The following is a 22050-nucleotide window of genomic DNA, read 5'->3' as shown; positions in this document are numbered from 1 at the left end:
CAAAAACCCTTCCGATAAGACATGGAAGGGTTACATAAGATCTTTATTTTTGTGTCACAGATGATTCTCTTGTTTTTAGTCCTAAACCGGATTTTTGCGATTTAGCATTACGACGCTGAAGCTCTTTATATTCCTTGAAACTTATAAACGTTCTGCTTGCCTGGTCATACAATCGGAAACGAATCGATTGCAGGCTAGTTTTTAATGTTATCGTTGTTGCTTGGTGTAGTGGTGGTGTAGATTCGTGTGCCTTTTCCAAGTTATAATTTGGTACTCTTGGACTTAAATGATGCACATGATGGTATCCGATACTACCTGTTAGCCACTCCATAACTTTTGGAAGCTTGTAATAGGAACTTCCATCCACTGCTGCTTTTACATAATCCCATTCGTCTTCATTCTCGAAGTAGGAATCTTCAAATTGATGTTGTACATAAAACAACCAAATTCCAGATGCTCCAGCAATAAAGAGAATTGGCAATTGTACCATCATAAACGCCTGCCAGCCAATCGCCCAGATTAGTAATGCATAGATGACTGCAATGGAAACATTTATTAAATAGGTATTCAAACGTTCTTTACGCTTGGCACCTTTACGGTTAAAACGATTGCTTATTAAGAAAAGAAATATTGGTCCTAGACCAAACATCACAATTGGAGTTCGGTAGAGCCTGTAGCCTAGTTTCCCAAAAAAAGATGCTTCTTTATATTCTTCCACTGTCATTACCCAAACATCACCAGTCCCACGTTTGTCGAGGTTACTGCTTGTAGCGTGGTGAATCGAATGGTCCCTTTTCCACTTTTCAAAAGCAAAGTGTGTAATGATGCCAGTTATTGTCCCTACAATGCGGTTAGCTTTTGCATTCTTGAAAAAAGACATATGTGTACAATCATGGAATATAATAAAGGTTCGAACGACAAACCCTGAAGCAATCACAGAAATTGCTAGTGATAGCCAAATAGAGATGGACAAGCTTTGATAGGAAAGAAACCAAAGCAGGATAAACGGAACGATTGAATTAATTATTTGAATAATACTCTTTTTCGTATCTGAACTTGCAAATGGTGCTACGCTTTTTCTCAATTGTGCTTGTTTTTGTTTGCTCATATATTTTATCCTCCTATATATAGCATGTAACTATACTCTATTTTAGGATACGTTGCTGTTTTTTATAAGTCATAAACGTCATGAATACATATGACAAATGTCATATGATAGAGATGAATAGAACAAAAAAAATAGAGCAGACCTTATGTCCACTCTACTTCGTTTAATTACTGTTTTCTGCGTTATACTGATGGAGTGGTGGCGGAACGAGCCAGCCTTTCTCTTTATTAAGACGAAGGACCTTAGCTCCGAAAGTTGCTTTCTGTGTATGGAATTGACCAAACATCATTGCGATATCCTCGCGTATGGATTGACCTATCATACCACTGTACGCAACCAATCCAGCGGCAATATCTACTGATAGGGCAGCCGCTATTTCCGAATCCATATAACGAGCTCCGGTTGGAATATCTTCCAAGTCAGCTTTTGGTCGGTCCGGTGGTGTTGGCGGCATTCCTACACCATTATCCTTTAACAGCTTTTCCATTTCAGTAACTTCCTGCTGCCCTTGCTGGATAGCTTCATCAATCAGTTTCAAAAGATCCTGATCGCCTGCATGATTTCGCACAGTTTGATAACCCGCAATTTTCCCTTTCATCGTCATCACAGCAGTCCATGTACCAAATACCTCACCATAATGCATTGGTTCATCTGTCGGATTTCCACTAAGAATACCCATCGCAATCCCTCCTCAAGAGATTTATACTATGTGCCACCTTACTTTAATCTGCACATATACTTATAATTCCTTAGAATGTTTACCTTATACATGAGTATCTATAAGATATAAAGGGTAAACAGTTTCATACATTGCACCATCAACAAATTTCGACAAAATCCGGGAAGTGACAGGCACCAAAAAGAATAATAGAATAGGGTTATGATAAGTTTTTTTGGAGGTGGAGATTTGGATTCATCAAATATTATTGGAAAGTTACAGAATCGGATACCATCTATCATGGGCCATGAAAATTTCAGAAAGTCTGCAGTGCTTGTTCCCTTGGTGGAAATTGATAATGAAACACATCTATTATTTGAAGTCCGGTCTTTGACTATGCGTAGTCAACCTGGAGATATTTGTTTTCCGGGCGGTCGGATAGATAAGGGTGACCCGGATCCGAGGCATTGTGCAATTAGGGAAACGACGGAAGAATTGGGCATCCGCTCAGAAAATATCAAAGATGTCACCCCACTTGATTATGTTGTTAATGATCTCGGAAGGATTATTTATCCATTCGTCGGGAGAATCGCCAATATTAAAGAGATCATCCCGAATAAATCCGAAGTAGAAGAAGTTTTTACTGTCCCACTTTCTTATTTATTGAATACCGACCCAGAGCAGTACAAAGTTAATTTCCATGTTACTCCTGAAGATGACTTTCCTTTTCACTTAATCGTTGGTGGGGAGGACTATAATTGGCAAGTAAGACATATAAACGAGATTTTTTATAAGTATGAAGAAAAGGTAATCTGGGGATTAACTGCGAAAATACTGACACATTTAATTGGTTTAATAAATAATAATGAATAACTCGTCTAAAAAGAAAAAAAGCACATAAGAAGTTTTTCTTCTCATGTGCTTCTGTTTTATTTAAGATCACCAATTCATTGGTACAGGTAATACACCTGCTATATCTTTCTCATACTTCTTTAGTTCTTCTGTATTCATCCAAATGTGAATGATACCATGATCCTCATTCGTTCTAATTAAACGACCTATGCCCTGACGCAAGCGAAGCAGCATATACGGTGCATCCACTTCTTTTTCTGCATCAGCAGCATGATTCCGTTTTGCCTGAAAGACCGGATCTTTCGGCGGAAATGGCAAGGATGAAATGATTACCTGCGTTAATGCCTCCCCGGGGATATCCAGTCCTTCCCATAAATGATGGGCACACAGTACAGAACTTTCATCGTTCTGGAATTTCCGTACGGTTTCACTTATTTCCAGATCACCTTCATAAAGCATGTCAAATGACCAATCTTGATCCGCAGACCATTCACGAAATTGATTCATCTCTTCTGTAGTAGAAAAGAGAATCAGTGAGTGTCCATGATTATTTAGTAACCCATTTTTAATTTCTTCCCATTTTGAATCCTTCTCCTGTTCAACATGGCCATTTATCCTCATTTGGTTTTCGTAATCGAAAGGTGATTCTACAGAAAAGGAATCGAAATTTTCAATGCCCAAACTACCGGCCAAGTAAGAAAAATTGCCACTCTGCGATAAAGTAGCCGATGAGAAAACAAAAGGAATGCGTTGACTAAATACTTCTTTCTTTAATACATCTTCTACGAGACGAGGCATAATTACCAAGCTCGTTGTCATTTCACTTTCTTCCAGCCAGTAAATTCCTTCATCATCTTTTAGTAAAATCGAAAGTCCATAGGAGAAAAACTCCAAATACTCTTCGATGATCTTTGTATGATATTCATCTATTGTAAATAATTCGGAATCAAATACTAAATGCTCCAACAGTTGCTGAACCATATCATTTAGGCGGCTTGCCATCTGCAACATCCCTTCAGAACGGGGAATCTGTTGACGATTGGAACCTTCCACCATATTCGCTGAGTCTGCAAGCAGTTCAAACCAGTCATCATTTAGTGCCAAAATATCCTCAACAAGAAGGAGTGATTCTTCACGCACATCCTGCCCCATATAGCCGGTAAGGACATTCGTTAAGTTTTCAAAGTTGAAACGGTAAGTCAACCCCTTTTGTGCAGCAAATTCCAATAAATGACCTTCATCAAATACAACAGAGCTCGCTTCTGGAAGGAGTGGCATTTGGCCTTCACGCTTGCGGGATTCCTTTGTCCATACATGTTCCATATAAAAGTCATGCGAACAAATAATGATATCCTGTGCATGTCTGTAATATTCTCGGTTTAAGGTTTGTCCACTGCGGTGACGCCAATCACAGGTCGAACACTGTTGGAGCGGATCCCATGCAATTTTTTCCCATTTTTCATCTGGTACCCATGGATATTCCTTTCGATCTCCATAACGTTCAAATGATTTCATAACAGCACTCGTATCAAAAACAAAATCCGGTATCTCATCATGTACTCTTAAAATATCCATATCACCCGTTTTGTTCGCCAGTGGATCGAGCTTCTTAATACAGACGTAATTTTCCCTTGCTTTTGCCAAGCGGACATCCACATGGAGGCCAAGTGCATCCTCGAGTTTTTCAATATCCCCGCCTTTTTTCACAAGCTGTTCGATTAACGTCTCATCTGCGCAGGAAATAATGGCAGGCTTTCCTTTATACCGCGCATAACAAATTGCATATAACAAATAAACAAGTGTCTTCCCTGTACCAACACCTGCTTCAGCAAAGATTGTTCCTTTATTTTTAAAGGCCTGCTCCAATTGAAAGGCCATATAAATTTGTTCATCACGCAATTCATAACCCTTTTCAGGTAAAATATCATAAAAAACATCACCGACATAATCACCCAGTCGGTCAAAGAAATTCTCAGTCTTAGAAACAGTAAATGGTAATGACGTATTTCTTGGCATAGTAAACTCCTCTTTAACATCTATTCAATAAGCTTTCATACTAGCATAATATATTAAACTACCGCAAATAAATGACAGTATTTTTTGTCTTAAAAATCATTTTAAAAAATTAATTATAATTCTAACAGTAAAATCTCATTAACCAAATAGATGATTATTATTTCATTCTTACCATTTTTTAAGATTTTTAACAAATCTACTTTCGTTTAGAAGTTAAAGGGGCTTTGTTCTTATTATAGAATTAGAGAATATACATGTCATTACACACCTGTGCCTTGAACAGAAAGAAGGGATGATATGCAATATTTTTACACTGTCCAACCAACAGATACGGTATATGATATCGCCAGAAGATGGGAACTTCCATTAGCATCACTGATGGCTGCAAATAACCTAACTGCTCCGTACACGATATTCGTAGGACAACAGCTTTCCATTCCCCCAGGGGTAAATGTTTATCGTGTGAAACCAGGGGATTCCGTTTATCAAATTGCTCAGTTTTTTAAGGTGCCATTTTCTGTAATTATTGAAGCTAATCAACTACAAGCCCCATACATGATTTATATTAATCAATTACTACAAGTACCACCTGGAGTTCCTTATTATATTGTTCAGCCCGGAGATACGCTATATCTGATAGCCGGAAGATTTAATGTCATCACAGATGGTGTTAGGAATACAGAGCTAATTCAGAGCGTCAATCAACTACCCACAACAGCCATCATTCCAGGGATGATGCTGCGTATCCCGTACGCTCCACCAGGTAGTGAAGGCCTGATAGCTTATACGTCGAATCGCGGCGGAGGATTCGACCTTTGGCTGTATAACCCTCGGAATGGTTCCAACGTGCAGCTGACATCTGATTTAGGAGATTCCTTCTCAAGTCCTGAATGGTCCCCAGACAGTCGTAAAATCGCTTTTGCAGGCATAGATAGAATCCTCTATGTGGTCGACCTTGAGACAGGTTCCATTGCATCCATCGATCAACTAAGCGAAAATGATAACTTACAATTGGGTTGGTCGCCGGAAAGTACAGAGTTAGCTTATACGACGAGGAACCAGATTATCATTTATACAATAGCTTCCCATCAGGCACAATCCATACAGCAGCTAGAAGCAACGGATATCCAATGGTTCCCCAATGGAACCGAGCTTTTATTTCAAGCAACGGATGCATTTGGGATTAGCCAACTCTATCGGATTTCTTCAGACGGAACCGGTAGGAGTAGAATTACAAATAACACAGATGGGCCACTTCATGATATTCAGTTATCTCCTGATGGTTCCTTTGTTTTGTATACAACTCCAGGAGTTAGTATTTCGCTCATTATTACAATCGAACTGGCAACAGGGAATATGTTTGGGTTAGAAGGTGGTCCTCTCGCTAAAAACTATTATCCAAGATGGAATCCTGATTCCAGAATCATTGCTTATAGTGCCACAGCCTATGAAGACAGGGGTTATTTTAATCAAATTAGAACCGTTACAAGAAATGGAGATCATGAAACGGTTCATGCGTTATCGAACTGTTTTGCAACACCAGTAACATGGTCAACGGACGGAAATAAAATTGCTTACCTTTCCGGGTGCAGTGAACAGGAATTTGCTCGGGAGATGTGGGTGATAACCCCGAACCATCCAGTTCCGATTCAAGTTTTAGAAGATGCTTTAATCACCTCACTCCAATGGTCTCCTTCACCAGTCGGAAATTTACTTGAGGAGACATACTTGAATCAGACATATCGAATTCGTTTCCGGTATCCTTCTCACTGGGAAAGGATAGATAACGAGAGATACGAAGGTCCTGATGGATTTTTCCAAGTTTCCGCTATAGCTGGAGACAGTTTAAAGGAAGTGTGTCAGGGAGAGGCGCACCACCCATTAATGCCATATGGATCTACTCCGAGAATCACTTCAACTACGATTGAAAATGAAGAGGCATGTTTTATTTTCCCATCAGCAGACCAACCGGCTGAAATGAATCAACAGTCTGCACTTATCGTAACTTACCCTGATCCCATTGAAATTCAAGGTACAACATATAATTTCCTGATTTTGTGGGCAGATGAACTGCACATCAGGGAAATAGCATCAACGTTGACATTCTTATAGAAAACAAAGTAGAAAAAACAGATGCGAAGTCTGCCCTCCACGCATCTGTTTTTCTTTTATATATTCTGAACCCCTACTGTTTGTCGACAAAATTCGGGAAGTGACAGGCACCGCCTTTAATTCTGTTCTACTAATACGTGTCTCATTGTGCCTTGTTCTTTAAAGTTTGTATGCCATGAGAATGCTTTTTCCAGCACATGAGGGGTCTGCCCTCCACGCTCAAGTGCTTCATGATAGTAATCCCATAATTGCTCCCGGTATAATGGATGTGCACAGTTTTCAATAATTAATGGCACACGTTCTCTTGGTGCCAAACCTCGAAGATCTGCATAACCTTGCTCTGTGACAACTACATCCACATCATGTTCAGTATGATCGACATGTGAAACAAATGGAACAATACTGGAGATGTCACCGTCCTTAGCGATAGACTTCGTTACGAAGATTCCCAAGCGGGCATTACGAGCAAAATCACCGGAACCACCTATTCCATTCATCATCTTCGTTCCACTAACATGTGTAGAGTTTACATTACCGTATATATCAAACTCTAATGCTGTATTAATGGAGATAATCCCAAGTCTACGAATAATTTCCGGCTGGTTTGAAATTTCCTGTGGCCTCAAAATCAATTTATCACGATATTTATCAAAATCATGGAATACTTGCTCCATTTTTTCATCTGAAAGTGTTAATGAGCAAGCAGAAGCAAAGTTAACTTTCCCTGCATCAATGAGATCAAATACCGCATCCTGAAGCACTTCAGAATATACGACCAAGTCTTTAAACTCAGAATCAACCATGCCATGGAGTACAGCATTGGCAACAGAACCGATACCTGATTGTAGAGGCATCAATGATTCATTCAGCCTTCCAGCTTTGATTTCAGTACGTAAAAAATCAAGAAGATGGTCTGCCATCATTTTTGTTTCCTCATCCGGTGGAACAATCGTAGAAGGGGAATCCATCTGATGTGTAAAAACAATTCCTTTAACTTTTTTTCGATCAAGTGAAATCCCAATTGTCCCAATCCGTTGGTCTACATTTGTCAGCGGAATCGGTTCACGCTCACCCTGCTTATTAGGACTGTAAATATCATGTAATCCCTCTAAAGATTCAGGTTGTGCAGTATTCAATTCGATAATAATGTTATCTGCTGTCTCAGCAAAAGATAGTGAATTACCAACAGAAGTGCTAGGAATCATTAATCCATCTTCGGTAATAGAAATCGCTTCCAAAATTGCATAATCAACACGATCTATTACATCTGCACGCAATAGCTCAGACGTATGTGACAAATGCTGATCAACAAATAGATGCTCCCCTGTATTAATTGCGTTCCTCATGGAAGGCTCTGCCTGAAAAGGTAAACGCTTGTTAATAATACCTGCTTCAGCAAACATTTTATCAATATTTGAACCTAAGGAAGCCCCCGTATATACGTTAACTTTAAAATCTTCACCATTTTCTGCCCGTTTAACGAGTGCAGTCGGCACAGCCTTTGCATCTCCTGCACGGGTAAACCCGCTTAATCCTAATGTCATACCATCTTGAATCCAAGATGCGGCTTCCTCTGCAGAAACGACAAGGTTTTGCAGTTGTGAGTCATGTATGCGCTTTATTTTTTCTCCCATCCAAGATCCCCCTTAAATAATAACTAATACTATAAATAATAACTAATTTTTCGAAGTTATAGGAGAAATCGGATGAGAAGAGAATATTTTTGAATAAACCAATAAATATTCAGGATAAAGCAGAAGTATTTTTCAAAAGCCTAGTAACTTTCGGAAATAGCTGGAATAAGATTGGCTAACTGGAATCTTGACATCATTGTCCATTGCCAATAAAAATGTGGAATGGGTATCTGGATAGATTTCTTTAATATGATTTACATTTACAATAAAAGACCGATGGCATCGGATAAAATTTTCCCTCGGCAGCATGAATTCAAATTCTTGTAATGTACTGGTATGGGTACCCGAATACCTTTCAGAGAATACATGGGTTTTGCGATCTTTTGCTTCCAAGTATTTTACATTTGTAAAAGGAATCGGTTTCCAACCGTCCTCACTTCTGACAGTTACAACCGTTTTGCCATCCGTATATGCCGGGTAAATAGCCAACACACATCCTTCAAGAACACCTTCAAAATGAAATGGTACTGCCATTCCATGATAAGGGACCCCAAGAACATCACGATCAACAAACTCAGATACTTTTTGTTCCGTTATAATCGCTTTATGTGCAAGCGTCCCCTGTTTGATGCGGTCCCCTTTTTGTATTTTCAAATCAATCCGCTTACTTCTGCGATAATATAGATATTCATTTGTATTTGAAATAGCAATTGAAATTTCATCCGAAAAAAGCTCCCCAATCACTTCCAAAAGTGAATCCAAAGTCAGCCGTTCCATAGTGCCTGTCACTCCCCGAAATTTGTCGAATCTGGTTTTTTATTTAATTATTATAATTTGCTATAATATTGATGTATTCATTGTACCATCTTATTTTGATTCCTTTGGCACTAAAATGGATATATTCCAACTATTTCACGAAAGAAATAACCAAAAAGATATTCGACTTGATTCGGGTGACACAGAGACTCAACTTTGGTAATCTAGTAGGGGTAGAACTACGTTAGCGTTTCACTACATAGGGGGTTTAACCATGAAAAGACTTGTTATCATTGGGGGCGGTTATGGAGGAATCAAAATCCTGTCTGGGATCCTTGATCAGCCATTACCAGAAGACATACATATTACAGTAGTAGATCGGAATCCATTTCGTTCATTAAAGACAGAATTCTATACAATAGCAGCGGGTACGGTTGCTGATCAGGATGTACGTGTGGAATTTCCGGAAGATCCACGTGTGAATTACGTTTTTAACGAAATTATAAAAATTGATACAGAAAAAGAACAAATATTATTTAATGATCCAGGGGCAACAATCCCCTTTGACTACTTAGTCATTGGTGTTGGCTGCGAGGATAATTACCATGATATCCCAGGAGCAGAAGAATTTACAGAGAGTGTACAAACCTTTACGAAAGCCCGTCATACAGGAGTAGCAATTGGAAATCTAAAAGCCTACGGGAAAGTATCCATTATCGGAGCAGGACTAAGTGGGATTGAAGTTGCTTCGGAAATAAGAGAAAGTCGCCCTGATCTTAATATTCGCTTGCTTGATCGTGGTGCAACCGTTTTAAAAGCGTTTGATTCAAAAATCCAAAATTATGTAGAAGAATGGTTTATTAAAAATAATGTGGATGTCATTCATAATTCAACGATTGAATATGTTGAAAAAGACGGGGTATGTAACAATGGCGTATGCTACATTAATGACGTAACCATCTGGACTGCAGGTGTACAACCAAATCGTCTCGTAAGGGAATTACCTTTTGAAAAAGATAATCAGGACAAGGTAGTCGTTAATGCGTTCTATCAAGTTCCCCAGAAGCAAAATATCTATGTAGTGGGCGATTGTGCATCTAGTGAGTATTCACCAAGTGCGCAACTTGCAGGGCTTCAAGGCGAACAAATTGCTGAAATACTACTGGCAGTATTGAAAGATAAGGAACCTAAGAAACCAAAGCCATTAAAACTAAAAGGTACCCTCGGATCTCTTGGCAAGTCAGACGGGTTCGGAAACATGGTCAAAACACCAATGACAGGACTACTGCCGCGATTAGCTAAAACCGGCGTTCTATGGTTGAATAAAAGACATTAATGCATAAAAAAAGGGAGAACCAGTATATTTTACTGATTCTCCTTTTTTATTTACATAAAATTAACCTTGAATTTGCAGTATCTTAAATATCTAACACTATACTGATAGTAAGATTTACTATTCCTTCCTGGAGGTGTCGCATGCGATTCCTTGCAAAGATAGGTATCAGTCTAGTAGCTGTCATGCTTTATTTGTTTTAATTTTTTTAAACGGTTCATTTATCTTAGAACATTTATTTATAGTAGAAACACAATAAACCTAGGACAGTGATGATTAATGCCCTAGGTTTATATTTATTTTCCATTTTTATTCAGCTGAACCAACGTCAGCCCATTTATACTCATAAGTTGCTCCGAATGGATTTACAAATACATTTTCCACTCTTGGAGATACAAGCTGTGCTCTTGATGCTTGATAAATTGGTGCAATTGCTGCATCTTCAAAGAGAACTTTTTCAGCTTCCAGGAAGTTTTCGTAGCGTGCAGCATTATCTGTTGCCAATGTTGTAGCTGTATCCTGGACTAAAGTATCATATTCCTCGCTTGAGTAACCCATCTTATTATTTCCACTGTCTGTTGTCCAAAGGTTCATAAAGGTAAATGGATCAAGGAAGTCAGGGCCCCATCTGGAAACCTGAAGTTCATAATCCATGCTTGTATCTAAATCAAGTCGTTGCTCTTTCGGTACTTGTTTTAATGAAACTTCCAAACCTGGTAGATTTGTTGTCAACTGGTTGGAAATATATTCAACCATGATCTTCGTTGTTTCATCATCATCTACTAACATTTCTAATTCAACTGAATCTGTTCCAATTTCTTCTAAACCTTTTTCCCATAAAGCTTTTGCTTCATCTACATCATATGAAACAAGATCTCCACTTACTTCACGGAAATCTTCACCAGATTCAGGCATTGGCGTAAAATCAGCTGGAATAAGGCCATTTGCAACAATGGAACCATTATTTAGGATGGTATCAACCATGGCCTGTTTATCAAAAGATTTGCTTATTGCAGCACGAATATTTTTATTCGCCAAAGCGTCTGTTGTTGTTTGATTAAATTTTAGGAAATAAACAAATGTATCAGCCGAAACAACATAATCATCAGCAGTGGAATACTGATCGACAAGGTCTGAGTTTAAATCCACACGGTCAACTTCACCTGATTGATATAAATCAACTGCGGTCTGTGGGTCTTTAACGACTTCAAATGTCAATTTGTCCATATTTACAGTTTCAGTATCCCAGTAATCTTCGTTTCTAACAAGCTCCCATGAGTTACTGGTACTTTCCCAGCTGCTCATTGTGTAAGGACCATTTGCTAACAATGTGTCAGCACTAGTTGCGAAACTATCTCCCTGTTCTTCAACAAATGCCTGATTTAGTGGGAAAAATGTGCCAAAAGTTGTTAGTGTTTCAAAGTATGGAGTTGGATTTTCCAGTTCAACTACTAGTGTGTTGTCACCATCAGCAGTAACACCCAAGTCTTCAACAGGTGCTTCTCCTGAACTTACAGCTGTAGCATTTTTAATTACACCATTCATCATATAAGGACCATATTCCGACCCTGTTTCTGGATTAACAGCACGTTGCCAAGCATAAATAAAATCGTGCGCTGTCACAGGGTCTCCATTTTCCCAGACAGCATCTTCACGTAAATTGAATGTCCAGATTAAACCGTCGTCACTTACTGAGTGATCAATTGCAATCCCCTCAGATGTTTGTGTGTCCTCATCTAAACGATACAGACCTTCCATTGTAGCTGCCAAATAAATAAAGGACGACTCATCTGTAGCCAAAGACGGATCCATGGTTGGAATGGCCTCCAAATTAGTAAAGTTTAGAACCTTTTCTTCTGCTTCAGAAAATTCGTTTTCTGTTTCATCGGTTGATTCCGATGAATCTGAAGTATCAGAGGATTCTCCGTCAGAGCAAGCTACTAGTACAACCAATAGTAGTCCAAATGCTAATAATAATGACCAATTTTTTAACTTCATTTCTCTTTACCCCCTACTATTTTTCTATGTACTAAATAAATTTAGTCTAGCAATCTATAAAGACGATTATATATATTATTGCGAAAATTGTAAAGAAATGTAAAATTAAGTAACAGAAAATATACGTCATTTTCTAATGGTCAACGCGCACGAATCAAAATAAAAAGCTAAGTCAGCAGCTTATAGGAAGCTGGACTTAGCTTTTTAGGAATTTAGATATTTTCTCCATGCTTACGAACCCATTCACTACTGGATTGAAACAATTCTACCGCTTTTTCAATCTGCTCTTCCACCCTGTTCCTTGCTGTACCACCAGCTACATCACGTGCATTGACCACGGCTTCTGGATTTAATTTTTCAAATATATCTGATTCAATTGTCTCGGAGAAAGATTTAAATTCTTTCAACGTTAGATCCAATAAATATTTATTACCGTTTATACAATGTAATACAACTTGCCCAACGACAGCATGTGACTCTCGAAACGGCATGCCTTTTTCAACCAGGTAATCGGCAAGGTCGGTTGCATTGGAAAAATCTTTCCGAACAGCTTCATACATGTTTTCCTTTTTCACTTGCATTGTCTCAATCATCGGTGCGAAAAGCCCCAACGCACCTTTTAGTGTTTCGACCGTATCAAACATTCCTTCTTTATCTTCCTGCATATCTTTATTGTAAGCCAATGGCAAACCTTTCAACGTTGTAAGCATACCAACTAAGTGGCCAAAGACCCTTCCAGTTTTTCCGCGAACCAGTTCTGCAACATCTGGATTTTTCTTTTGCGGCATCATGCTGCTTCCCGTCGAGAAAGCATCATCGAGCTCGATAAAGCTAAATTCAGCGCTGGACCATTGAACAAGTTCTTCACACAACCGGGAAAGATGGGTTGAAATTAATGATGCATTTGATAAAAACTCCACAACAAAGTCGCGATCACTCACCGCATCCAGGCTGTTTTCACATATACCATCAAAGCCCAATTTTTCCGCTACAAATTGACGGTCAATGGGAAAAGTTGTTCCTGCAAGGGCTCCTGCACCAAGTGGTGATTTATTGACACGCTTCCAGCTGTCCGTCAGCCTTTCCACATCCCTCTGAAACATGAACACATACGCCATCATATGATGGCCAAACAATACTGGTTGCGCCCGTTGTAAATGTGTATATCCAGGCATAACGGTATCCAAATTTAATTTTGCTTGGGTATGAAGGGATTGTTGAACGGACACTACTAATTGAATAATCTCAATTAATTGCTCTCTTAAATAAAGTCGCATATCTAGTGCAACTTGATCATTTCTGCTCCGACCTGTATGAAGTTTCCCGCCGACAGCACCAACTTCCTCAATGAGGAGCTTCTCCACGTTCATATGGATATCTTCATGCTCCTCACTAAGTTCAGCTTCCCCGGACTCTATTTTTAAAAGAACGGTATGAAGTCCTTCAGTAATTTGATCCGCATCCGTTGCAGGGATAATCCTGCACTCTTTCAGCATTTCCACATGGGCGAGACTACCCTGAATATCATATTTTGCTAGTTTTTTATCGAAGTTAATCGATGCCGTATATTCATCCACTAATTGATTGGTTGGTTTTGTAAAACGTCCGCCCCAAAGTTTCACTTTTGAACAGCTTCCTTTACTTCCAATTTTACTTTTTCGATCGATTTCTTTTTGGAATGTGTGCCATTTACGGAAGCATGAACTTTTGTTGGTAAGCCCCAAAGCTTAATGAAACCAAGTGCAGCATCATGATCAAACGCATCCGCTTTATTGTAAGTTGCCAAGTCAAAATCATATAGGGAATTTGCAGATTCACGACCGATTACCTGTGCCTGACCTTTATACAATTTCACTTTCACTGTGCCTGATACATGCTCTTGTGTTTTATTAATAAACGCCTGTAGTGCTTCTGTGAGTGGTGAATACCATAAGCCATAATAAACCGTTTGTGCCAGCTTTTGTTCAACAACAGGCTTGAATTCAGCAACTTCTCTCGGTAATGTTAATGCTTCAAGCTCCTGATGAGCAGCAATTAGCGTCATGGCTGCAGGTGCTTCATAAATTTCTCTAGATTTAATCCCTACTAGACGGTTTTCCACATGGTCAATTCTTCCGACACCATGCATTCCTGCAATTTCATTCAGTTTCAAAATCAATTCATCCAATTGCATTTCTTTGCCATCCAAAGAAACCGGTTTACCTTGATCAAATGTAATTTGAATGACATCCGGAGCGTCCGGTGCATCCAATGGATCAGTCGTTAAGTCATATGCATCCTTTGGTGCCTCTGCCCAAGGGTCTTCCAAAATACCGCACTCATTACTTCTTCCCCATAAATTCTGATCAATGCTGTAAGGACTATCTAAATTGATTGGAATTGGAATATTATTTTCTTTGGCATATTCAATCTCTTCTTCTCTTGACATTGCCCATTCACGTACAGGTGCAACAATTTTAAGATTAGGATTTAATGCTGTAAATGCCACATCGAAACGTACTTGGTCATTTCCTTTTCCAGTACAACCATGTGCAACAGCAACTGCGCCTTCCTCTTCTGCGATATCCACAAGGATTTTTGCAATTAATGGACGGGAAAGTGCGGAAATTAACGGGTATTTCCCTTCGTATAATAAATTAGCTTGTAATGCAGGCAGTACATATTCCTCTGCATAAAGTTCCTTAGCATCAATCACATATGATTTGATTGCCCCAACATCCAATGCTTTCTTTTTAACAAAATCCAGGTCTTTTCCTTCCCCTACATCAAGTGCCACCGCAATTACATCATAATGATATTTATCCTGTAACCATTTAACTGCAACGGAAGTATCAAGACCCCCGGAATATGCTAATACAATTTTTTCCTTCGCCATTTAAATTTCCCCTCTCTAATTGAGCTATTAATGAATTATTATGCATCATTTTGTATAATAATTCAATAGGTATTTGTACATTTATTAAAATATAATTATTTTTAAGATTCTGTAATCTTAAAAATATGTCATCCACTATTTAAAACGCACTTGTGTTTTAGAATAAAAGCAAATAAATATATTATATTTTTTCTAATCTCTTTATACACAGTAAACTACTGTGTATAATAAGATATATATTAGGAAGGAGAATGTACATGAGTATTCCAAAACCGTTAGTTCAGGTAAATCAATCATTTATTGTTATAACCGTACTTTTAGCTTTCGTAATTCATCCGATTATTTTACTTTTGCCTTTCCTAAATGGCTTGTATACATTAATAACAAAAAAGAATCCACTTATTATGTTCAGTAGGCGTTTTCTAACAAAGCCAATGAATCAGTATCGCCAGGAAGACAGAGACCAGCAGATTTTTAACCAATGGATTGCAACAATCTGTATTGGACTTTCCTTAGTTTTCTTTTATCTTCATTTCACAACAGTAGGAATTATATTTAGTTTGATGGTTTTAGCAGCTTCAGGTATCGCGCTAATGGGCTATTGTATCGGCTGTACGATACGATACCGCTACATGAAGTGGCGGTATAACAGAACGTAAGAGTATTGTAACTCCCCGAATATTCTTACGGTAAATCTGTAAAATAGTTAAAAAGCGCCAAGCCCACTCTTTTACGAAGGCTTGACGCTTTTTTATTTATATTTTTTTAACTGCATCGGCAACCGAGGTTTCGCCTGACATCAAGTCAAATCCTTTGCGATATGTGCTTTCTTCATTTAAGGAAGCAACAATAACCTTGGCTACATCCTCACGAGGAATGGAACCTCTCTCTAGATTTTCGGCTATACTTACCTTATCTGTACCTGGTTCATTCAATAACCCACCAGGTCTCACAATCGTATAATTTAGACTGCTTGTTTCCAGTATTTTATCTGCATAATGCTTGGCAACCATATATGGTCTAATTGGACTGTCTTCCCAGCTTTCTCGGTTATGTGACTGAAACGCACTGACAATGACAAAGCGATCTGCTCCAGCCTTTTCAGCTGCTTCCATTGATTTGACTGCACCATCTAAATCAATTAGCAATGTCTTGTCCGGTCCGGTACTTGCGCCTGAACCAGCTGTGAAAATAACAGCATCTGAGCCCTTTGCAGCCTCAGCAATTTCCTCGACACTTCCTTCAAGATTTCCCAGTACTGCATCGACACCTATATTTTTCATTGTATCTATTTGTTCTTTTTTCCTAACCATTGCTTTTACTGTATGTTCATCACTATCTTGAAGTAAACGTACAAGATGTTTACCAATCTGGCCATTTGCTCCGATTACAAGAACTTTCATTCTCACATCTCCTCTTTTACTTTAGACTTTCGAACCTATTGCCATTATTTCAAATGCTGACATGATTAGCAAAGAATGTGTTTTAAATATTGTTACATGATTAGGAAGACCATGATTGGCGCTATTAAAGATACGATAACAGCACTCAACACCATTGCTATCGTACTTACGGACCCCTCCAGTTGACTGGACTCCATTGAATGTGCCGTACCTATGGCATGGGATGCACTTCCCATTCCAACACCGCGACTAATAGCCTGCTCAATTTTAAACCATTTAAATACCCATGGGCTCATAATGACACCACCTATTCCGGCAATAATAACGAATACCGCAGCAAGTGACATGACCCCTCCCATTGAATCGGCGATAGCCATGGAAACTGGCGTGGTTACCGATTTCGGAATTAGCGAATAGATGATAAAATCATCCACCCCGCTCCAGCCAGCAAGTAAAATTCCTGAAGAAACGCCAACAATCGCACCCACAGTTGTTCCGCATAGAACTGGGACTATCAATTTGCTAATCAAGTGTCGCTGCTGATAAAGTGGGTAGGCCAAAGCTACCACAGCTGGACCAAGCAACTGATTGATCCATTCCCCTCCAATCATATAAGTATCATACGGGATGTCAAAAACAACCAGTCCGGTGATGATTATAATGGAGCCCAAGAAAATTGGCAGCGTCATCGGCGAAATAATTTTCTGATGTAACTTCAATATAAGTATATAAACAATTAACGTAACAATAATCGATAAGAATCCAATCAATAAACTATTCATGTGGAAGTTCCCTCTTTCCGATCAACCACTGTGTGACCTTCGCAGATATCCCCATTACCAGAACCGTACTGATTAGAACAATCAAAACTACCAATAGACCTTTTCCAGAAAAAAGATCGAAATAATTAACAACACCAACCGTCACAGGAATAAAAAATAATGTTAAATGATTAACAAACAGTTTTGTCCCTTCCTCAATCCAAGCTATTTTAATGATATTTGTTAAAAGCAATATCAAAAAAATAATCATACCGATCACACTACCTGGTACGAACAGATGGAATGTTTGCTGTATCCAATTACCAAGCAAATAAATAATATATAATATAGCTATATGAATGACTATCTTATCTAATCTGAGCACTTCGGAACACTCCTATATTTATATGATTCATTCATTATAGCAAAAACAGAAGATAATCTAACCCTTTTGGCGATGCCTTAGTTGCACTTATGCAGAAAGAAATATGGACATACTTTCTTTACTGCCAAAAAAAGCTCCCTGCCATTTCTGACAAGAAGCATTCATTTTATTATTTTATCCAAACCTACCAGAAATATAATCTTCGGTTCTTCTGTCTGCAGGATTAGTAAAGATATTATTTGTATCATCAAATTCTACAACTTCACCATTAAGGAAGAAAGCTGTTTTATCCGAAATTCGAGCAGCTTGCTGCATGTTGTGTGTAACGATAATAATGGAGTATTCTTTCTTTAATTCTTGTACCAATTCTTCGATACGCAATGTTGATTTTGGATCTAGTGCAGATGTTGGTTCATCCATTAAAATTACATTTGGCTCAATTGCTAAGCAACGGGCGATGCATAGACGTTGCTGCTGTCCTCCAGATAGACCATAGGCATTTTCATTCAGACGGTCTTTTACTTCATCCCAAATGGACGCACCACGAAGGCTTTTTTCTACAATTTCATCCAAAATCTTCTTATTACGGATTCCATGAATTTTCGGACCGTAAGCAATATTTTCATAAATCGATTTTGGAAATGGATTTGGTTTTTGAAAAACCATCCCTACATGGGTTCTTAAATCTTCCACATTGAACGATTTATCCAAAATATTTTTACCTTTATACGTAATTATTCCCGTTGTACGTACCGTTGGAACCAGTTCAACCATACGATTTAATGTTTTTATATATGTTGATTTCCCACATCCAGATGGCCCAATAATTGCTGTTACCTCTTTTTCATTTATGGAAAGATTAATGTCTTTTAATGCATGTGTTTCCCCATACCAAAGGTTTAAATCTTTTGTATCATAAACAACATCATGATCCTTGGGTGTATTTGTAGCAGTTTCAGAATTAATATTAACCTTAACTTTCTTGGAATCTACTAAAGGACTCATTCATTTTCTCTCCTTCATGTTTGTTAGTACTTGCAACTAGTAGCGTTGTTGAAATTTATTCCGTATATAGATAGCTATGGAGTTTAACAGGAACAACAGTACCAATAGAACGATTATTGTTGCAGCAGCTAAATACGCATATTCCTCGACAAGGGAAGAATCAAGTGTCCAATAATATATTTGCATCGGTAATGCTGTAAATGTATCAAACATGCCTTCAGGAAATGGAATTAGCAATGCCGGAATTCCTAGTACCGTCAATGGTGCTGTTTCACCAATTGCACGGGAAAGCGCTAGAATGGAACCTGTCAAAATACCAGGTAATGCAGCAGGCAATACAATATTTTTAACGGTTTGCCATTTGGTTGCTCCCATACCATAGGAAGCTTCACTTAAGTGTTGTGGCACTGCCCGAATAGCTTCCTGTGCAGCCACAATAACAATAGGCAAAACAAGTAGGGAAAGCGTTAACCCACCGGCTAGCACCACATTTCCAAGGTCCATAGCTCTAACAAAAATAGTCAGTCCAAGAAGGCCATATACAATGGAAGGAACCCCAGCCAGATTGGATATATTTGTCGCTATAAAAGATTGAAATTTCCCTTGCTTTGCATATAACTCAAGATAGATCGCCGTTCCGACACCAATAAATAATGTTACAGGAATTACAATCAGCATAAGCCAGGATGTACCTAGAATTGCCCCCATAATACCTGCGCGATCTGCGTTGGTTGAAAGTTTCCCAGTTAGGAAATTCCAATCAATCCAGGCAGCTCCTTGCGTTATAACACGAATCAAAAGGATAGCCAAAAAGATCAATCCAAATAAGGTTGCTGCCAAAAATAGTTGTTTAAGAATATTATTTTTTAATACACGAGAAGACATGCGCTTATGCACCTGAACATCATCTATATATTTCATATCAATATTCCTCCCTAAACCTACGAGAGATGTATCTTGCAAGCAAGTTCATGATTAATGTGAAAACAAATAGCGTTAATGCAACAGCATATAAGCTATAATATATGGTCGATCCGGCAGGCGCATCCCCACCGGAGACTTCAACAATATATGCAGTCATTGTCTGCATAGATTGAGTAATGTCAAAAGTAAAGTTTTTGGAGCTCCCACTGGCGATGGTTACAATCATTGTTTCACCAATTGCACGGGAAATTCCAAGCACAAATGAAGATATAATTCCGGATAGCGCAGCAGGAATTACAACTCTGAAAGTTGTCTCCAGCTTTGTTGCTCCCAATGCCAGTGCACCTTCACGCATAGAATTCGGTACAGATGTCATCGCATCCTCAGATAAGGATGCTATCATTGGAATAATCATTATGCCCATTACAAGACCAGGGCTTAGTATATTTGTTGCTCCCACAGAGGGAAAAACTTCTCTAATAATCGGTGTTAAAAACGTAAAAGCAAAAAATCCATATACAATGGTAGGTATTCCAGCAAGTATTTCTAGTAGTGGTTTAATCGTTCTTCTTACTCTCTCAGACGCATATTCACTTAAATATACTGCGGACATTAATCCAATGGGTCCTGCAACAAGCATTGCAATTAATGATGAAATGATAGTCCCTGCAACTAATGGCAAAATACCAAATTCAGGAGTCTGACTCAATGGTTTAAGTACAGTTCCAGTAAAGAATTCCCATATTGGGACGATTTTGAAAAACTCAATTGATTCAGCTAATAATGTATAGATAATTCCTACTGTTGTCAGTATAGAAATAGATGCAATGATGATTAAAATGGTAGGAACCATCTTTTCCGTTAGGTTGGAAAAATTCCTCTTCTTTTTCTTCTCAGCAATCATTTCTCTGACATTAACAGCGTCTTTATTATTCAAATCGCTGTTCGTTGCCATTTTAACAGAGCACCCCTTCCAGCGCTAAAAAGTCATAATAAGATGAGAGCTTTAAAAGGATGTTCAAAAATTCTGTTGAACTCACATGATATCGGCTCTCATCTTATTAGATTTCATTTAAAATTTTACTAGTTTACTATTATTTTAGTGCTTCTAATTCTTCAACAGCTGCTTGTGCTTCTTCATCTGGAATTGGAGCAAATCCAGTTTCACCAGCAAATTCGTTTGTGCTATTCATTACATATAATGCATAATCAAGTACTTGGGCTTTTTCTGTAGCATTGTTCGTGTTCAAGTAAGTGAATACTGGACGAGTGAAACCAGCATAGTCACCATCTTCAGCAATTGTATCTAGTGATGGTGCAACAGGACCGTCACCAAAGTCAATACTTACTGCATTAATTTTGTCCTGGTTGCTATCATAGTATCCAAATCCAAAGAATCCGATTGCGTTTGGATCTTCAGCTACAAGTGTTACAAGTGTAGAATATTCTTGTTGTAAATCAATTCCTTCAACTAGATCTTGTTCTTCAAGAATGTTTTCATAGAAAAATTCATACGTACCATGGTTTTCGTTTGGACCATAAGTTTGGATTTCTTCTTCTGGCCATTCTGGATTAATATCAGACCAGTTTGTATATTCACCAAGGAAAATATCGATAACCTGTTGTTCAGTTAATTCTGTTGCCCAGTCATTTTCAGGGCTTGTAACGATTGTTAAACCATCCAATGCAACTTTAAGTTCCATTACATCTATACCAAGTTCGTCTGCTTTCGCTTGTTCTTCTTCTTTAATTTGACGAGAAGCATCGTTAAAATCTGTTCCATCTTCCATAAGGAATTTTTCAAAACCAGCACTTGTTCCAGCGCGGCTAACTTCAACAGAAACACCTGGTTGTTCGTTAGTCATATATTCTTCAGCAAGTCTAGCCATTAAAGGATAAACTGTACCAGAACCATCGATAACTACACTACCTTCTAACTCTGATGATTCACTATCTGTTTCTTCTGTATCTTCTGATGCTGTGTCTTCTGAAGCTGCGTCTTCAGATCCAGTATCCTCCGTATTTTCTTCATCTGACCCACCACAAGCTACAAGCACTACTGCTAAAGCTGCAACGAGTAGAAACATTAGGTACTTTTTGAATTTCATGTTAAATTGTCCTCCCCTGATTATGTTCTATTATTGGGCGTGTTGTTTTGCCCTCAATTGATAGTATAGTAGGGTAATGTTAAGGAAGTATGTGCCTTATGTAAATGTTTTGTAAAGTTATA

At 38.4% G+C, this 22050-nt stretch carries 19 protein-coding genes; 4 read left to right on the top strand and 15 right to left on the bottom strand.

All coding sequences use genetic code 11. The features are described from left to right. Positions 1 to 43: 43 nt before the first annotated feature. Together ACFOUV_RS06145 and ACFOUV_RS06140 are read right to left on the bottom strand one after the other, a co-directional pair. Complete coding sequence (locus tag ACFOUV_RS06145) at positions 44 to 1108, bottom strand: fatty acid desaturase (protein WP_379495910.1); 1065 nt, start codon at positions 1106 to 1108, stop codon at positions 44 to 46. Between the two features lie 163 nt (positions 1109 to 1271). Next, positions 1272 to 1787: a DUF3231 family protein gene (locus ACFOUV_RS06140; RefSeq protein WP_379495909.1), complete on the bottom strand. Its 516-nt coding sequence runs from the start codon at positions 1785 to 1787 to the stop codon at positions 1272 to 1274. 228 nt (positions 1788 to 2015) lie between these two features. Here ACFOUV_RS06140 and ACFOUV_RS06135 point away from each other — a divergent pair, with 228 nt between their 5' ends. Beyond that, entirely contained in the window at positions 2016 to 2639 is a 624-nt protein-coding gene (locus ACFOUV_RS06135; protein WP_379495908.1) for an NUDIX hydrolase, read from the top strand. A 66-nt stretch (positions 2640 to 2705) separates the two neighbouring features. On the opposite strand, the gene ACFOUV_RS06130 is transcribed toward ACFOUV_RS06135, so the two are convergent. Continuing rightward, on the bottom strand, positions 2706 to 4634 hold the full coding sequence (locus ACFOUV_RS06130) for an ATP-dependent DNA helicase (protein WP_379495907.1): 1929 nt from the start codon (positions 4632 to 4634) through the stop codon (positions 2706 to 2708). Positions 4635 to 4931: 297 nt separating this feature from the next. Here ACFOUV_RS06130 and ACFOUV_RS06125 point away from each other — a divergent pair, with 297 nt between their 5' ends. After that, a complete protein-coding gene (locus tag ACFOUV_RS06125) occupies positions 4932 to 6746 on the top strand; it encodes a LysM peptidoglycan-binding domain-containing protein (protein WP_379495906.1) in 1815 nt (604 codons plus the stop codon). 116 nt (positions 6747 to 6862) lie between these two features. On the opposite strand, the gene ACFOUV_RS06120 is transcribed toward ACFOUV_RS06125, so the two are convergent. Next, a complete protein-coding gene (locus tag ACFOUV_RS06120; RefSeq protein WP_379495905.1) occupies positions 6863 to 8380 on the bottom strand; it encodes an acetyl-CoA hydrolase/transferase family protein in 1518 nt (505 codons plus the stop codon). Between the two features lie 132 nt (positions 8381 to 8512). Beyond that, a complete protein-coding gene (locus ACFOUV_RS06115; RefSeq protein ID WP_379495904.1) occupies positions 8513 to 9157 on the bottom strand; it encodes a LytTR family DNA-binding domain-containing protein in 645 nt (214 codons plus the stop codon). 253 nt (positions 9158 to 9410) lie between these two features. On the opposite strand from ACFOUV_RS06115, the gene ACFOUV_RS06110 reads away from it, so the two are divergent. Continuing rightward, the gene (locus ACFOUV_RS06110) at positions 9411 to 10472 is read left to right on the top strand and encodes an NAD(P)/FAD-dependent oxidoreductase (RefSeq protein WP_379495903.1); all 1062 of its coding nucleotides are present in this window, start codon (positions 9411 to 9413) and stop codon (positions 10470 to 10472) included. A 306-nt stretch (positions 10473 to 10778) separates the two neighbouring features. On the opposite strand, the gene ACFOUV_RS06105 is transcribed toward ACFOUV_RS06110, so the two are convergent. The 3 genes from ACFOUV_RS06105 to ACFOUV_RS06095 form a co-directional block, all read right to left on the bottom strand. After that, a complete protein-coding gene (locus ACFOUV_RS06105) occupies positions 10779 to 12467 on the bottom strand; it encodes a peptide ABC transporter substrate-binding protein (RefSeq protein WP_379495902.1) in 1689 nt (562 codons plus the stop codon). Between the two features lie 212 nt (positions 12468 to 12679). Further along, the gene (gene argH, locus ACFOUV_RS06100) at positions 12680 to 14089 is read right to left on the bottom strand and encodes an argininosuccinate lyase (RefSeq protein ID WP_379495901.1); all 1410 of its coding nucleotides are present in this window, start codon (positions 14087 to 14089) and stop codon (positions 12680 to 12682) included. After that, positions 14086 to 15342, bottom strand: a complete 1257-nt coding sequence (locus ACFOUV_RS06095) for an argininosuccinate synthase (RefSeq protein WP_379495900.1) — start codon at positions 15340 to 15342, stop codon at positions 14086 to 14088. Before ACFOUV_RS06095 ends, argH begins: the two co-directional genes overlap by 4 nt. Positions 15343 to 15599: 257 nt before the next feature. On the opposite strand from ACFOUV_RS06095, the gene ACFOUV_RS06090 reads away from it, so the two are divergent. Beyond that, positions 15600 to 16001, top strand: coding sequence for a DUF4395 domain-containing protein (locus ACFOUV_RS06090; RefSeq protein ID WP_379495899.1), 402 nt, complete (start codon positions 15600 to 15602; stop codon positions 15999 to 16001). Positions 16002 to 16097: 96 nt separating this feature from the next. On the opposite strand, the gene ACFOUV_RS06085 is transcribed toward ACFOUV_RS06090, so the two are convergent. The 7 genes from ACFOUV_RS06085 to ACFOUV_RS06055 form a co-directional block, all read right to left on the bottom strand. Then, positions 16098 to 16745, bottom strand: coding sequence for an SDR family oxidoreductase (locus ACFOUV_RS06085; RefSeq protein ID WP_379495898.1), 648 nt, complete (start codon positions 16743 to 16745; stop codon positions 16098 to 16100). Between the two features lie 92 nt (positions 16746 to 16837). Next, positions 16838 to 17527 (bottom strand): LrgB family protein, encoded by a 690-nt coding sequence (locus ACFOUV_RS06080; protein WP_379495897.1) that lies wholly within the window; start codon positions 17525 to 17527, stop codon positions 16838 to 16840. Beyond that, positions 17520 to 17891: a CidA/LrgA family protein gene (locus ACFOUV_RS06075; RefSeq protein WP_379495896.1), complete on the bottom strand. Its 372-nt coding sequence runs from the start codon at positions 17889 to 17891 to the stop codon at positions 17520 to 17522. The genes ACFOUV_RS06080 and ACFOUV_RS06075 overlap by 8 nt, the downstream gene beginning before the upstream one ends. A 174-nt stretch (positions 17892 to 18065) precedes the next feature. Continuing rightward, on the bottom strand, positions 18066 to 18896 hold the full coding sequence (gene pstB / locus ACFOUV_RS06070; RefSeq protein WP_379495895.1) for a phosphate ABC transporter ATP-binding protein PstB: 831 nt from the start codon (positions 18894 to 18896) through the stop codon (positions 18066 to 18068). A 36-nt stretch (positions 18897 to 18932) separates the two neighbouring features. Then, on the bottom strand, positions 18933 to 19817 hold the full coding sequence (pstA, locus tag ACFOUV_RS06065) for a phosphate ABC transporter permease PstA (protein ID WP_379495894.1): 885 nt from the start codon (positions 19815 to 19817) through the stop codon (positions 18933 to 18935). A gap of 1 nt (position 19818) precedes the next feature. Next, a complete protein-coding gene (pstC, locus tag ACFOUV_RS06060) occupies positions 19819 to 20775 on the bottom strand; it encodes a phosphate ABC transporter permease subunit PstC (protein WP_379495893.1) in 957 nt (318 codons plus the stop codon). Between the two features lie 139 nt (positions 20776 to 20914). Continuing rightward, positions 20915 to 21928, bottom strand: a complete 1014-nt coding sequence (locus ACFOUV_RS06055; protein ID WP_379495892.1) for a PstS family phosphate ABC transporter substrate-binding protein — start codon at positions 21926 to 21928, stop codon at positions 20915 to 20917. Positions 21929 to 22050 lie beyond the last annotated feature (122 nt).

Origin of the sequence: Oceanobacillus longus (genome assembly GCF_042650085.1) — a bacterium.
In the GTDB taxonomy this organism is placed as follows: Bacteria; Bacillota; Bacilli; order Bacillales; family Amphibacillaceae; genus Oceanobacillus; species Oceanobacillus longus.
The sequence above is the reverse complement of the archived record's forward strand: the minus strand, read 5'-3'. Positions and strand labels throughout refer to the sequence as shown.